14 protein-coding genes are annotated in these 13,900 nt (G+C 44.4%); 1 reads left to right on the top strand and 13 read right to left on the bottom strand.

The window, feature by feature from the left end; translation table 11 throughout:
- Window positions 1–40: 40 nt before the first annotated feature.
- The 13 genes from lpxA to rpsB form a co-directional block, all read right to left on the bottom strand.
- Window positions 41–811: an acyl-ACP--UDP-N-acetylglucosamine O-acyltransferase gene (lpxA, locus tag NI389_RS15385; RefSeq protein WP_208842830.1), complete on the bottom strand. Its 771-nt coding sequence runs from the start codon at window positions 809–811 to the stop codon at window positions 41–43.
- A 1-nt stretch (window position 812) separates the two neighbouring features.
- The gene (fabZ, locus tag NI389_RS15380; protein ID WP_208842829.1) at window positions 813–1,265 is read right to left on the bottom strand and encodes a 3-hydroxyacyl-ACP dehydratase FabZ; all 453 of its coding nucleotides are present in this window, start codon (window positions 1,263–1,265) and stop codon (window positions 813–815) included.
- A 12-nt stretch (window positions 1,266–1,277) separates the two neighbouring features.
- Window positions 1,278–2,315, bottom strand: a complete 1,038-nt coding sequence (gene lpxD, locus NI389_RS15375) for a UDP-3-O-(3-hydroxymyristoyl)glucosamine N-acyltransferase (RefSeq protein ID WP_308360686.1) — start codon at window positions 2,313–2,315, stop codon at window positions 1,278–1,280.
- A complete protein-coding gene (locus NI389_RS15370; protein ID WP_372588636.1) occupies window positions 2,315–2,782 on the bottom strand; it encodes an OmpH family outer membrane protein in 468 nt (155 codons plus the stop codon). Before NI389_RS15370 ends, lpxD begins: the two co-directional genes overlap by 1 nt.
- A 62-nt stretch (window positions 2,783–2,844) precedes the next feature.
- A complete protein-coding gene (gene bamA, locus NI389_RS15365) occupies window positions 2,845–5,316 on the bottom strand; it encodes an outer membrane protein assembly factor BamA (protein ID WP_308360683.1) in 2,472 nt (823 codons plus the stop codon).
- 72 nt (window positions 5,317–5,388) lie between these two features.
- Window positions 5,389–6,741 (bottom strand): sigma E protease regulator RseP, encoded by a 1,353-nt coding sequence (gene rseP, locus NI389_RS15360; protein ID WP_308360681.1) that lies wholly within the window; start codon window positions 6,739–6,741, stop codon window positions 5,389–5,391.
- Window positions 6,742–6,743: 2 nt separating this feature from the next.
- A complete protein-coding gene (ispC, locus tag NI389_RS15355) occupies window positions 6,744–7,943 on the bottom strand; it encodes a 1-deoxy-D-xylulose-5-phosphate reductoisomerase (protein ID WP_308360680.1) in 1,200 nt (399 codons plus the stop codon).
- Complete coding sequence (locus tag NI389_RS15350; protein ID WP_208842823.1) at window positions 7,940–8,809, bottom strand: phosphatidate cytidylyltransferase; 870 nt, start codon at window positions 8,807–8,809, stop codon at window positions 7,940–7,942. Before NI389_RS15350 ends, ispC begins: the two co-directional genes overlap by 4 nt.
- Before the next feature lie 3 nt (window positions 8,810–8,812).
- Window positions 8,813–9,592 (bottom strand): isoprenyl transferase, encoded by a 780-nt coding sequence (locus NI389_RS15345; protein WP_308360678.1) that lies wholly within the window; start codon window positions 9,590–9,592, stop codon window positions 8,813–8,815.
- 100 nt (window positions 9,593–9,692) lie between these two features.
- On the bottom strand, window positions 9,693–10,250 hold the full coding sequence (gene frr / locus NI389_RS15340; RefSeq protein ID WP_208842821.1) for a ribosome recycling factor: 558 nt from the start codon (window positions 10,248–10,250) through the stop codon (window positions 9,693–9,695).
- A gap of 21 nt (window positions 10,251–10,271) precedes the next feature.
- Window positions 10,272–11,009 carry a UMP kinase gene (gene pyrH, locus NI389_RS15335; RefSeq protein WP_308360677.1) on the bottom strand — a complete coding sequence of 246 codons (738 nt, stop codon included), beginning with the start codon at window positions 11,007–11,009 and terminating at the stop codon, window positions 10,272–10,274.
- 144 nt (window positions 11,010–11,153) lie between these two features.
- Complete coding sequence (gene tsf / locus NI389_RS15330; protein ID WP_208842819.1) at window positions 11,154–12,005, bottom strand: translation elongation factor Ts; 852 nt, start codon at window positions 12,003–12,005, stop codon at window positions 11,154–11,156.
- Window positions 12,006–12,109: 104 nt separating this feature from the next.
- Window positions 12,110–12,838 carry a 30S ribosomal protein S2 gene (rpsB, locus tag NI389_RS15325; RefSeq protein WP_208842818.1) on the bottom strand — a complete coding sequence of 243 codons (729 nt, stop codon included), beginning with the start codon at window positions 12,836–12,838 and terminating at the stop codon, window positions 12,110–12,112.
- A 271-nt stretch (window positions 12,839–13,109) separates the two neighbouring features.
- Here rpsB and map point away from each other — a divergent pair, with 271 nt between their 5' ends.
- Entirely contained in the window at window positions 13,110–13,895 is a 786-nt protein-coding gene (map, locus tag NI389_RS15320) for a type I methionyl aminopeptidase (RefSeq protein WP_308360675.1), read from the top strand.
- Window positions 13,896–13,900: the final 5 nt, after the last annotated feature.

Genomic DNA, 13,900 nt, shown 5'->3' with positions numbered 1-13,900 from the left:
TACTCGCAAAGGTATGGCGTTTGACTCGTTCAACCGTTGCTTAACGAATAATGCCACGGTCCGACGTGCTCAGGAAATCGAGCATTAACTTTACTGCTGGGTACGTTTGCGCATCTTCCTGAAGCGCCGCTGTCGCCTCTTCGATACTCAACCCTTTACGGTAAAGTGTTTTGTAGGCACGACGTGTAGCCATGATCTCATCAGATGAAAATCCACGACGTTTCATGCCTTCGGTATTAATAGCTGCTGGCTTCGCTGGCGTGCCTGTTGTCGTAACAAATGGTGGGACGTCTTTATTCACACCGGAGTACATGCCAATAAAGGCATGAGCACCAATTTTACAAAACTGATGTACACCTGTGTTGCCTGCAAGTATTACCCAATCACCAACGTGTACGTGGCCGGCTACACTCGCGTTATTTGCAAAAATAACGTTACTGCCGATAACAGCATCGTGAGCTACGTGGGTGTATGCCATAAATAAGTTATTGGAGCCAATTGAAGTGATCCCTTTATCTTGAATCGTACCACGGTGGATAGTCGCACATTCACGGATAATGTTGTTGTCACCAATAATTAGCTGAGTGGGTTCATCCTTGTACTTTTTATCTTGGCAAGCTTCGCCAACCGACGCGAATTGATAGATATGATTACCTGAACCGATTGTTGTTGGGCCTTTCACCACAACGTGCGATTCGATAATACAATTGTCACCAATTACGACGTCATTTCCAATATAGCTATAAGGGCCGACTTTTACGTTTTCGCCGAGCCTAGCGCCTGACTCAATAATCGCTGTAGGATGTATCACTCTATAACTCTCTTCTTGCACACATAAGTTCAGCAGTACACACTGTCTTACCTTCAACCTTTGCTTCTACTGCAAATTTCCATAAATTGCGGCGCTCTTTCAAAAATTGAACGTGCAAATGCATGGTGTCGCCTGGTGTTACAGGGTGTTTAAAACGTGCTTCGTCAATTGCTGCAAATAAGTATAGCTCATTATCGCCACGGTTCTCGACCGTTTTGAAGCCCAATAGACCCGTCGCTTGCGCTAATGCTTCCAGAATTAACACACCAGGAAAAATTGGTTGATCTGGGAAATGGCCTGTAAAAATTGGCTCATTAGCTGTCACGTTTTTAATGGCGTGTAAATACTCGCCTGGTTTGTAATCCAACACGCGATCGACCAAAAGCATTGGGTAGCGGTGTGGCAATAATTTCAAGATTTCTTGAATATCAAAGCTATTTAATTCGTTAGCCAAAATAGCATCCTTTTATTCAGGGTGTTTAAGTTGTTCGACTTGGTTTTCAAGGGCTCTAATGCGCGCCTTAAAATCCGATAAATTTCGTAAATGGGCCATGCTCTTGCGCCACTCAAGGTTTGTGCTATGTGGCACACCTGAGGAGTAAACACCAGGCTCAGTGATGGAACTAATGACCATCGACATGCCAGTGATCACAACACCATCACAGATTTCATTATGTCCGTTAATTGCAACCATTCCGCCAATCTGACAGAACTTACCTATGCGTACGCTCCCCGCTAAAACGGTCGCGCCCGCAATCGCAGTACCTGACCCAATTTCAACGTTATGCGCAATTTGACATAAATTATCAATGATCACGTTGTCGTGTACTATGGTGTCATCAATGGCACCACGGTCAATTACCGTGTTTGCGCCTACTTCAACATGATTACCGATAATGACTCGACCAACCTGAGGGATTTTAATCCAGCGGCCTTGTTTATTTGCATAACCAAAACCGTCACTTCCTATGACAGCACCCGTTTGAAATAAGCAGTCTTCACCTATTTCAACTTCATGGTAAACCGTTACATTTGCCCACAATTTTGTGCGGGCGGCAATTTTGGCATATTTTCCAATGAAACAGTTAGCACCAATTTCAACATTGTCGCCAATTATTGCTCCAGACTCGATTACCGCATTTGCACCAATATGTGCCGACGCGCTCACAACCGCATCGGAAGCAATGGTTGCACTTGGGTGCACACCATTTGCCGATGCAGGTGTTGTATCTAATTCTTGTGCAATAATGGCATAAGCAGTGTATGGGTCACTTGTAATAAGTTTATGACCCGAAAAGAACTCTGCTTCACTCGGTGCTAGGATAACTGCTCCCGCTTGAGTAGTAGTTAACTGACTGCGGTATTTCTTATTAGCCAAAAACGCAATGTCTTGGCTTGATGCATTTGCCAGTGTGGCAATTTTGTTTACCACAAAATTGCCATCTCCGTGTACTTCAGCGTCAATCAGTTTCGCAAGCATCGCGAGTGTATAGTGTTTTTCCATTACTTCTTGCTTACCACTTCAACAACTTCTTCAGACAAGTCAGTCACTTTTTCTGGGTTAAAGTAAACTGTTGTGTCTTTCGTTTTCACTTCGTCAAACTTGCCTTTCTTAGCCACTTCTTCGATAGCAGAAACGATGATCGTTTGTACCTTTTGCAGTTCCTGCTGCTGACGAGCTTTAAGTTCTTGCTCTAGTGGGCGACCTTTTTCAGCCAGTACTTTTTGCAAGCCTTGAATTTTCTCGCGAAGCTTTTCTTTTTGGTCTTCACTCATTGTTGTTTGCTCGCGCTTGAACTTTTCAGCTTCAAAACGGATGTCGCCTTGAATCTTCTCAAGCTCTTGACGGCGCTCAGCAAATTCGCTTTGAAGCGCCTGCTCGATTTTGCCCATTTGTGGAATTTGTTGATACACTTTTTGCATATCCACTAAACCCACTTTGTGCGCAAGCGCACTTGCTGATGTACCCATTAGGAATGCTGCTAGCAGGCTAACTGCTGAAGTCTTTACAAATTTGTTCACAATAATACTCCTTAGAAAGTGTTACTAATATTGAAGCTAATCGTTTCAGTGTCGTCATCTTCTTCTTTTTTGAGCGGATAAGCGAAACTGATTAGCATAGGTCCCATAGGTGAAATCCACTGTACAGAGAGACCGGCAGAAGCACGGTAGCGAGAAGGATCTGAGTAATCATCCAATTTCGCAATTTGATCTCGTTGCAATTCGGTATAACGACCTAAATCGAATTCGGTATCCCAAACGTTTGCCACATCGACAAATAAGCTTGTACGAACTGAACTTGATTTATCTTCATCCATAAATGGTGTTGGCACAATAAGTTCAACGCCAGCAAGTGCCTTCGCGTTACCACCAATACGACCGTATGGTTGTAGAACGTCGAACTGCTCGTCACCACCGATACCGGTCGTTGATGAACCATCGGCATTCGGCGTACCTGGGATTAAGTTAGGCTCGCGACGGATAGCTTGTGGCAAAATAGTGTTACGTTTGAAACCACGTAATTCCATTTCACTGATTCGGAAAAACTCTTGGAACGGCAAGGTTTGCTCTGCACCATTGGTTTTACCGTAACCATTACCGTAACCAAACGCGGCTCTTGCTGAGAATACCCAGCTGTGGTCGTTAGTGATTGGCCAATAGAAACGCGAATCATAGTTGAGCTTAAAGAAGTTCAAATCTGAGTTTGGCGTTGTCATCATAAAGGATGCAGATTGACGCGAACCATCCGTCGGGAACATACCGCGGTTAATGGTTACGCGTGACCAACCAACACTCAGTTCATATTTCGTAAAATTAAATGGTGCGTCTGGGTTTAATGGATCAGTAAACGACTCACGTAGAACACGGTTTTGTTCAAATTCGGTAATGTTATCAAGTTCTTCTTCAAGCCAACGAAGACCAAAGTTCACACGATTTACCGCATCAATTGGGAAACCGATGTTAGTACCAATACCGTATGTTTTTGAGTTATACCCAACGATACCAAAATCGCTACCATCGAAGTCACGATAAAAAATACTGCTGCCTTGTGAAACACCATCTGGCGTAAAGTATGGGTCGGTATAAGAAATACTGTAAGAGTTTGAGCCACGAGCGGTGTTGATGTTAAACGCAAGCTGGTTACCCGTTCCCAAAAAGTTAGATTCACTCACACCGATGTTAAACTGAAGACCTGCATACGAACCATAAGCAAGACCAGCTTGGAAACTACCCGCAGGCTGCTCCTTTACTTTAAAATCGACGTCGACCAAATCGTCTTGACCCGGTACTGGATTGATAGCAAAGTCTACCGTTTCCATGTATGGCAAACGTTGAATTTGTAACTTCGAGCGTTCAAGTTGCTGGTTCGACAACCAAGCACCTTCTAACTGAGTCATCTCACGGCGTACAACTTCATCTGCCGTGATTTGGTTACCTTCGACAATAATACGACGCACATAAACGCGTTTGCCTGGGTTTACGGATAGTGTCAGTTTAACTTCTTTCTTTTCATCGTCGATTTCGGGGATCGTACGAACTTCCGCATTAGCATAACCAAAACGCGCTAAGAAGCTTTTGATGAATTCTTCAGACGATGTTACAACTGAGCCGTTGTAAAGTTCGCCTGAGCGGAGCGGCAATACAGCGCGTACTAACTCTTCGCGACCAAGTAAATCACCAATAAAGTCAAAACCTTTAACAGTGTATTGCTCGCCTTCAGTCATGTTGGCTGTCACGTAAACCGCGTCCCTTTCCGGACTGACCGACACTTGCGTTGAATCAATATTGAAACGCAAATAACCACGGTCTAGATAGAAACTCTTAATTTTTTCTAAATCGCCTTCAATCGTTTTCTTTTGATAACGGTCGTTCGACAGAAATTGCCACCATGGCAAATCTTGTTGTGATTCGAACAACTGAAGAAGGTCTTCATCAGAGAATAGTTCGTTACCAACTAAGTTAATTTGGCGTACTGAGGCGGCATCACCTTCTTCAAAGTTCAACTGTAACTTCACGCGGTTTCGTGGCAACGAGGTTACTTTGATGTCCACTTTGGCGTTGTATTTACCAATGCTATGGAAGAACTCAGTAAGGCCTTTTTCAATGTTATCAAGTACGGTTCTGTCTAATGGCTCACCTTGACGGATGTTTTGCTCTTCCAAACTTTGCGTGAGCTGCTCATCTTTAATGTCTTTGTTACCATCATATTCAATCGAGCTGATAGTCGGGCGCTCAATGACCTGAATGACCAGTAATCCACCATCACGTAATACTTTGATGTTGTCAAAGTGACCTGACTGATAAAGCGCCTTAATTGTTTTTGATACAGTAAAGTCGTCAATCGTATCGCCGATGTTGATAGGGATATGAGTCAGTGCAGCACCTAATGCAACACGTTGTAAACCTTCAACTTTTAAATCTTCAACGATAAAGGAATTTTGCCCCAAGGCCGCAAAGCTTGCGCCAAGTAAACTGGTAACTGCTAAATGTTTTTTTATAGGCATCTTATTATCTTTGTCCTTTACAACTTTCTAGCGGTATTGCGCCTAAATTCTTTTTACTAATAGGTAAGAAACCTAAAGTCTCGCAACATCATTCATTAACGCAAAACAGGTTAAAGCGAGCAAAAGCATTGCACCGACTTTAAAACCTAACTCTTGTGTCTTTTCAGAGACTGGTTTTTTGCGAATTAGTTCAATTATGTAATACATTAAGTGCCCGCCATCGAGGACGGGCAGCGGCAATAAGTTGAAAACACCTAGGTTTACACTAATTAGCGCTAAAAAACTTAAAAAGGCAACTAAACCATAACTTACGCTAGCTCCAGCACCTACCGCGATGCCAACGGGCCCACTGAGGTTTTTAACTGAAACTTGACCAGTCAGAAGATTACCTATCATATCGAAACTGAGCGTGATTAATTCCCACGTCTTTTTCACGCCAAGCACCATACTATCCAATGGACCAAAATGTCTAGTTTCGATGTAATTTGTTGGCCAATTTTCTAATGCAGGTGCAACACCTAAGACACCTTGCTCAGTCCCGTTATCGGCTACTTGCAGCGCGGGTATGGCAGTGAGTGTAACCTGTTGACTTTGACGTTTTATGTCAATAGCCAATGGTTTATTCGGTGATTGCTGGATCAGCGTTACGAGTTCCTGCCAAGTGCTAACAGGAGCACCATTTACCGCTAAAATTCGGTCACCGACCAAAAGACCTGCTTTCTCTGCCGCTGAGCCCTTACTTACCAAAGCAAGGTTAAGCGTAATTGCGGGACGAAATGGCGTGATACCTAAAGATTCTGTTGGTGGAACGTCTTGTTGGTCTAGCTTCCAATTTTGAATATCAAGATGGCGATATTGGATGCGTCCTGACTCATCAGTCACTTTCAGTGTCATGTCTTTCTCGCCGAGCGAAGACATAAAGGCAAACATGACATCTTGCCAGTCATGCACCGACTTTTCATTGACTTCGAGAATGAGATCGTGTGGTTGCATTCCGCTTTGCGCTGCACGGCTTTGCTCTGCAACACTGCCAACAACAGGCTTAATGCTTTGCACACCAAGCATGTACATGGCACCTAAGGCGACGATTGCAAAAAGAAAATTAGCCATTGGCCCTGCGGCGACCACGGCTATGCGCTTAGAGACAGGTTTATTGTTAAACGCGAGATGTCGTTCATGTTCAGCGACCTCTTCTACCCGCTCATCCAGCATTTTCACATACCCGCCGAGTGGAATAAGCGCAATAACGTATTCTGTACCGAGCTTGTCGTACCAAGTAAAAATTGGCTTACCAAAACCGACTGAAAAGCGTAGAACTTTGATCCCTGCTTTTCGTGCAACCCAGAAATGCCCATATTCGTGCACCGTGACCAAAATACCAAGCGCAAGAATAAACGATCCCAGATTCCACAAAAATTCCAGCATAGCTACCTCAATTCCTCTATTACGTTTTGGGCAATACGACGCGCTTGTGCATCCAGAGCCAATATCGCGTCCAATGAATCTGTCGCCGTCATCGATTGACGACTCAGTGATTCAGCATTGACTCGATAAATATCGCAAAACCCTATTTGTTCCTTTAAAAACGCCGCAACGGCAATTTCATTTGCCGCATTCACCGTCGTTGTGGCGGCTTGTCCCACTTTACACGCTTCCATAGCTAAACGTAAGTTCGGATAGCGTTCAAAATCAGGTTTTGTGAATGAGAAATTCATGAGTGTTGAAAAATCGATTGGTGCAACACCTGCATCGATTCGATTTGGATAGGCAAGGCCATAAGCGATAGGTGTGCGCATGTCTGGTTGACCTAGCTGCGCAATCACTGAACCATCTTTGTATTGCACCATTGAGTGGATCATACTTTGAGGGTGAATCACAACTTCAATGTTATCGACTTGGCAATTAAACAACCATTTTGCTTCGATAAACTCGAGCCCTTTATTCATCATTGTCGCAGAGTCAACTGATATTTTTTGACCCATAGACCAATTCGGGTGCGTTACGGCTTCTCGCACTGTGACCTGCTCGAGGGTATCCAAAGCTCGGGTCAAAAATGGCCCACCAGAGCCCGTTAGGAGTATTTTGCTGATGCCAACGTCCGCAATATTGCCTTGGTTGTTTTGTTGTAAGCAGGTCGGCAAACACTGATATATTGCGTTATGTTCACTGTCGATCGGCAACAAAGTAGCCTTGTGTTTACGGACCTTATCCATAAACAACTGCCCAGACATAACCAGCGCTTCTTTGTTTGCTAATAAAACCTTTTTGCCCGCTTCAACTGCACTCAATGTCGGCAGCAACCCCGCAGCCCCAACTATTGCCGCCATTACGATGTCTACGCTTTCGTGCGAAGCCATTGCTTGCATTGCCTCAACCCCGTATAGCACTTCGGGTTTAACTGGCATAGAGGAGGATTTAAGGTGAGTTTCAAATACACGGGCATGCGCTTCATCACTGAGCACAACGTAGTTGGGTTGATGCGTTACACATTGTTCGAATAATCGTTCAACGTTCGTACCTGCAACCAGCGCAAAAACGTGAAACGCGCTTCTGTTACGGGCAATCACATCTAACGTGGATTGCCCTATTGACCCGGTAGACCCAAGAACAACAACTTGTTCTGTCATAGAGTAACCGTCCAGGCATAACAAAGTGCGAAAATTGGCGCTGCCGCGGTTAGGCTATCAATGCGGTCTAAAATACCGCCATGCCCAGGTAAACAAGAACCAGAATCTTTAAGTCCAACTTCACGTTTAAACATACTTTCAAGCAGGTCACCAATGGCAGAGAACAGTGCGATAAATATTGTTAATCCCGCATAAACGGCCCAAAGGCTTTTAGGTACCGCTGCGAAATAACAAAACACCACAACAAAAACCACTGACGTTGCCAAGCCACCTAACAAACCTTCTATCGTTTTGTTTGGGCTTACTTTTGGCATCAACTTACGCTTGCCAAAGTTCTTACCCGTAAAATAGGCACCGATGTCTGCACTCCACACAATACCTAAAACCACCATAATTAACGTCGAACCAAAATGGTGTTCATCAGCAAAGTGAGCGCTACGCAAGGTATTCAATGCAAGCCATAATGGCACGAGTGTTAATAACCCTGCTACGCCTCGAAGCACGATCCCTTCGCTCCATGCACTGGACATACGTGGATACTTGACGACCAATATCGTTGCGACAATCCACCAAGCAAACGACAGCGTGAAGATGTAATTCGCATCAGCGGTAAGCTGGCCCGATGATTGCCATAAAGATTCGATGGGCCAATGAAGATGAAGCGCACCAAGAATAAGGGCGACTAAAGTCGTGTAGCCAAATCGTGCACGCTTTGCCGATAATCCCATGAACGCTGACCACTCCCATGCACCTAGAAGAACAATGAGACCGGCAATAAAACTAAATTGCGCAAGAGGTGTATAAAACACCAACAGTAAAGCCAGCGGTGCAAGCACTGCTGACGTCAAAATACGTTGTTTTAACAAATTCTATACCTTCAACTCTGTTTGCTTTGAAGCGAGTAATTCTTTTATTTGTTCGCCAGTACAGCCAAAGCGTCGTTCACGCGACACATAGCAGGCAATCGCTTCTGCAAAGGCAGCCTCATCAAAATCAGGCCACAATGTTTGAGTAAAATACAATTCGGCGTAAGCCGCTTGCCACAACAAAAAGTTGCTAATTCGCAAATCACCACCAGTACGAATAAGCAGATCCAGCTCAGGCTGTTCCGCCATCGATAGGCGAGAGGTAATTGCGTCTTCTGTGATATCGGATGGTTGCAGCTTACCGCTTGCAACATCACTTGCCAATTGTTGCGCAGCATTCGTGATGTCCCAACGTCCACCGTAATTGGCCGCTATATTCAACTGTAACCCAGTATTATCTTGGGTCAATGTTTCACTGTCGACCACTTTCTGTTGCAAGTTTTCTGGAAATTTAGACAAATCACCGATGATAGTCAGCTTGACATTATTTTTATGGAGTTTCTTTACTTCCTTTGTCAACACGAACAAAAAAAGCTCCATTAATGTACTCACTTCATCTTCAGGACGGCGCCAGTTTTCACTGCTAAATGCAAATAGAGTTAGTGACTTTACTCCTAATTTTGAACAAAACTGAACAGCACTACGGACAGCATCAACGCCTTTTTTGTGGCCAAAAACTCGAGGACGATGACGCGCTTGCGCCCAGCGTCCATTACCATCCATGATAATCGCGATGTGCTTAGGTAATGACTGTTGTGAAATTGTTTCCGCGTTCAGAGCCATACTATTTCGTGAGTAAAAAAAAACGCCGCCTAGTATACCCTAGGTGGCGTTTCTAACCTAATAAATTTAGGATGCAGAAAAATCTGCGAAGCGTATTTGCTTAGAATTCCATCAACTCTGCTTCTTTTGCAGCCAGTTGTGTATCCATCTCTTTGATGAACTTGTCCGTTAGCTTTTGAACGTCTTCTTCGCCTTGACGCGCTTCATCTTCAGAAATTGACTTGTCTTTAAGCAATGACTTAATGTCACCATTTGCGTCACGACGAATATTACGTACTGCCACACGGCCCGCTTCAACTTCACCACGTACAACTTTGATAAGGTCTTTACGACGCTCTTCCGTTAACGGAGGAAGTGGAACACGGATAATCGCACCCGCCGACATTGGGTTCAAACCTAAGTCTGACGCCATGATCGCTTTTTCAACAGCTTGCGCTAAAGAGCGGTCAAATACGCTGATTGCCAATGTACGCGCATCTTCAACAGATACGTTTGCAACTTGGTTAAGCGGCGTGTCAGCACCGTAGTAAGACACTGAAATGCCATCTAATAACGCAGGGTGCGCACGGCCTGTGCGGATTTTAGAAAGTTGGCTTGCAAGCGCAGCCACACTTTTTTGCATACGCTCTTGGGCGTCTTTTTTAATATCGTTAATCACAATGCTATCCTAGTCTGTATTTTATTCAGAGGCTTGTGAAGAAATAAGCGTGCCTTCTTCTTCACCCATAATCACGCGTTTTAGCGCACCCGGTTTATTCATATTGAATACACTGATTGGCATATCGTGATCACGCGCAAGCGTAAACGCCGCCAAGTCCATCACTTTCAATTCTTGATCAATAACTTCATTATAGGTCAATTGGCGGTAAAGTGTTGCTTCTGGGTTTTTCACCGGATCATCACTGTAAACACCATCAACCTTAGTCGCTTTGATTACTGTGTCAGCTTCGATTTCGATACCACGTAAACAAGCGGCTGAATCTGTTGTAAAGAACGGGTTACCTGTACCCGCAGCAAAAATAACTACTCGGCCAGATTTAAGAAGACTGATCGCTTCCGCCCAGTTGTATGCATCACACACGCCATTAAGCGGGATTGCAGACATCAAGCGAGCATTCACGTATGCGCGGTGCAGTGCATCACGCATCGCAAGACCGTTCATTACCGTTGCTAACATCCCCATGTGGTCCCCCACTACGCGGTTCATACCAGCTTGTGCTAATGAACCACCGCGTAAGAAGTTACCACCGCCGATAACCAAACCCACTTCTACGTCGAGTTCTACTAGTTCTTTGATTTCTTGAGCCATGCGATCCAAAATTTTCGGATCGATACCAAAGCCTTCGTCTCCCATTAAAGCTTCACCACTTAATTTGAGAAGAACGCGTCTAAAAACAGGTTTTCGATTGATAGTCATAAAATCCGGGCCAATTAAAAGTGAGGTAAAAAATAACCGCGCTTATGTTCACACACAAGCGCGGCTATTTTAAAGAATTTTCGCGTTTGACGCAAAGTAAAGTGTGGTGGTCCCACCTGCAAAACGATGCGTCAAGCTAAGCGATTATTCGCCTTTTGCAGCAGCTACTTGTGCAGCAACTTCAGCAGCGAAGTCATCTACTTTCTTCTCGATGCCTTCACCTACTTCTAGGCGAACGAATGCGCTAACTGTAGCGCCGCTTTCTTTAAGGAATTCACCAACTGATTTCTTAGGCTCCATGATGAAAGCTTGACCAGTAAGAGAAACTTCACCAGTGAATTTCTTCATACGGCCTTCAACCATCTTCTCAGCGATTTCAGCAGGCTTGCCTTCGTTCATAGCGATGTCGATTTGAACTTCACGCTCTTTAGCAACAACTTCAGCTGGAACGTCTTCTGGGTTCACGTACTCTGGACGTGACGCAGCAACGTGCATTGCAACTTGCTTAAGCACTTCTTCGTTAGCAGAACCAGCAACAACTACACCGATACGGTCGCCGTGACGGTATGCAGAAAGTGTTTCGCCTTGGATGTACTGTACGCGACGAACATTGATGTTTTCGCCGATTTTAGCAACTAGAGCAACACGCTTCTCTTCGAATTGTGCTTGTAGCTCTTCAACTGTTGTAGGAGACGCGATTGCAGCATCTGCAACTTCGTTAGCGAACGCTAGGAAGTTTGCATCTTTAGCAACGAAGTCTGTTTGACAGTTAACTTCAACTAGTGCAGCAACACCAGCAGCTTGCTTGATAAGGATTGTACCTTCAGCAGCAATGTTACCAGCTTTCTTAGCAGCTTTAGCAGCACCGCTCTTACGCATGTTCTCAATCGCAAGCTCGATATCACCGTTAGTTTCAGTTAGCGCTTTTTTACAATCCATCATGCCAGCGCCAGTACGGTCGCGTAGCTCTTTAACTAGGGCAGCAGTTACAGCCATTTGAATATCCTCAAATCTGAATTCGGTTTTCTGTAAGCGGTTATCCGCTTTTTAAAGAATATCAAGTCTTCACCTATTTTAGATGAAGACTTGATGACAGCTTATTACTCAGCTTCTACGAAGTCGTCTTTCTCAGCTTGAACAACGATGTTGCGCTCACGACCTTCAGTAACTGCTTGAGCTACTGCGCCAGTGTATAGCTGGATAGCACGGATAGCGTCGTCGTTACCAGGAACAACAAAGTCAACGCCATCTGGGTTTGAGTTAGTATCAACGATAGATACTACTGGAATACCTAGGTTGTTAGCTTCGCGGATAGCGATGTGCTCGTGGTCTGCGTCGATAACGAAGATAGCGTCTGGAAGACCGCCCATATCTTTGATACCGCCAAGGCTTTTCTCAAGCTTTTCCATTTCACGAGTAAGCATTAACGCTTCTTTCTTAGTTAACTTCTCGAAAGTACCGTCTTGGCTTTGGATCTCAAGATCTTTAAGACGTTTGATTGATTGACGAACTGTTTTCCAGTTAGTCAACATACCACCTAACCAACGGTGGTTAACGTAGAATTGATCACAACCTTGAGCTGCTTCTTTCACTGCTTCGCTTGCTGCACGCTTAGTACCAACGAAAAGAATTTTACCTTTGTTTGATGCAACGTTCGTAAGGAACTTAAGTGCATCGTTGAACATTGGAACTGTTTTCTCTAGGTTGATGATGTGAACGCGGTTACGAGCACCGAAGATGAACGGCTTCATCTTAGGGTTCCAGTAACGAGCTTGGTGACCAAAGTGAACACCAGCTTGAAGCATATCGCGCATTGAAACGTTTGCCATTTGTATTTTCCTCAATTAAGGGTTAGGCCTCCACATATCCCATAGCACCAACACGTTACTTTTCAGTAATCATGCACCCAAGTGTATGTGTCGATATGTGTGTGTGTTAATATTTAAGTTAAGTGCCTTGCAAACAAAAAACGCAAAGTCGATTTCGACCGAGAATTTATTTGTAAAAAGACGGCGCGCTTTATACCATATAAATCGCGTCGACTCAATGATACGTATAAAATTTATACCACGAAAACTGTAAACAAAAATGGGAGCTTGAATGAGCGCAGTGATTAAAACCCCTGATGAAATTGAAAAAATGCGCGTTGCGGGACGTCTTGCAGCAGAAGTGTTGGAAATGATCGAGCCGTATGTCAAAGCTGGGGTAACAACTGACGAGCTGAACACGATTTGTCATGACTATATTGTCGATGTGCAAAAAGCGATCCCTGCTCCTCTTAATTACCACGGTTTTCCAAAATCGATTTGTACTTCGGTAAACCACGTTATTTGTCATGGGATTCCAAATGACAAACCGCTGAAAGATGGCGACATCATCAATATTGATATCACCGTCATTAAAGATGGTTACCATGGTGATACGTCAAAAATGTTCTATGTTGGCACGCCAACAATTCAAGGCAAACGTTTGACTGAAGTGACACAAGAAAGTCTTTATCTTGCCATTCGTATGGTTAAGCCTGGCGTTCGCTTAGGTGATATCGGCGCCGCGATTCAAAAGTATGCAGAAGGGTTTAGCTACTCTATTGTTCGCGAATACTGTGGTCATGGGATCGGAGCGCAATTCCACGAGGAACCTCAGGTTATGCACTACGGCAAAGCCGGCACGGGGGACGTACTAAAATCAGGTATGTGCTTAACGATTGAGCCTATGGTCAATGCGGGTAAACGTCATTGTAAACTATTGAAAGACGACTGGACTGTTGTCACGAAAGACCGTAGTCTATCAGCTCAATGGGAGCATACATTATTGGTCACTGACAATGGCGTGGAAATCCTTACTCACCGTAAAGATGACACCATTGAGAGGATCATCGAACACTAGGAATT

This window comes from Pseudoalteromonas xiamenensis (genome assembly GCF_030994125.1).
GTDB lineage: Bacteria > Pseudomonadota > Gammaproteobacteria > Enterobacterales > Alteromonadaceae > Pseudoalteromonas > Pseudoalteromonas xiamenensis_B.
The sequence above is the reverse complement of the archived record's forward strand: the minus strand, read 5'-3'. Positions and strand labels throughout refer to the sequence as shown.

Bases quoted from the DNA above. Each gene is read 5' to 3' on its own strand.
- NI389_RS15370 (WP_372588636.1), bottom strand. From the start codon at position 2,782: ATGGGTACATCAGCAAGTGCGCTTGCGCACAAAGTGGGTTTAGTGGAT.
- rseP (WP_308360681.1), bottom strand. From the start codon at position 6,741: ATGCTGGAATTTTTGTGGAATCTGGGATCGTTTATTCTTGCGCTTGGT.
- tsf (WP_208842819.1), bottom strand. From the start codon at position 12,005: ATGGCTGTAACTGCTGCCCTAGTTAAAGAGCTACGCGACCGTACTGGC.
- map (WP_308360675.1), top strand. From the start codon at position 13,110: ATGAGCGCAGTGATTAAAACCCCTGATGAAATTGAAAAAATGCGCGTT.
- bamA (WP_308360683.1), bottom strand. From the start codon at position 5,316: ATGCCTATAAAAAAACATTTAGCAGTTACCAGTTTACTTGGCGCAAGC.
- pyrH (WP_308360677.1), bottom strand. From the start codon at position 11,009: ATGACTATCAATCGAAAACCTGTTTTTAGACGCGTTCTTCTCAAATTA.
- lpxD (WP_308360686.1), bottom strand. From the start codon at position 2,315: ATGGAAAAACACTATACACTCGCGATGCTTGCGAAACTGATTGACGCT.
- NI389_RS15345 (WP_308360678.1), bottom strand. From the start codon at position 9,592: ATGGCTCTGAACGCGGAAACAATTTCACAACAGTCATTACCTAAGCAC.
- rpsB (WP_208842818.1), bottom strand. From the start codon at position 12,838: ATGGCAAACGTTTCAATGCGCGATATGCTTCAAGCTGGTGTTCACTTT.
- ispC (WP_308360680.1), bottom strand. From the start codon at position 7,943: ATGACAGAACAAGTTGTTGTTCTTGGGTCTACCGGGTCAATAGGGCAA.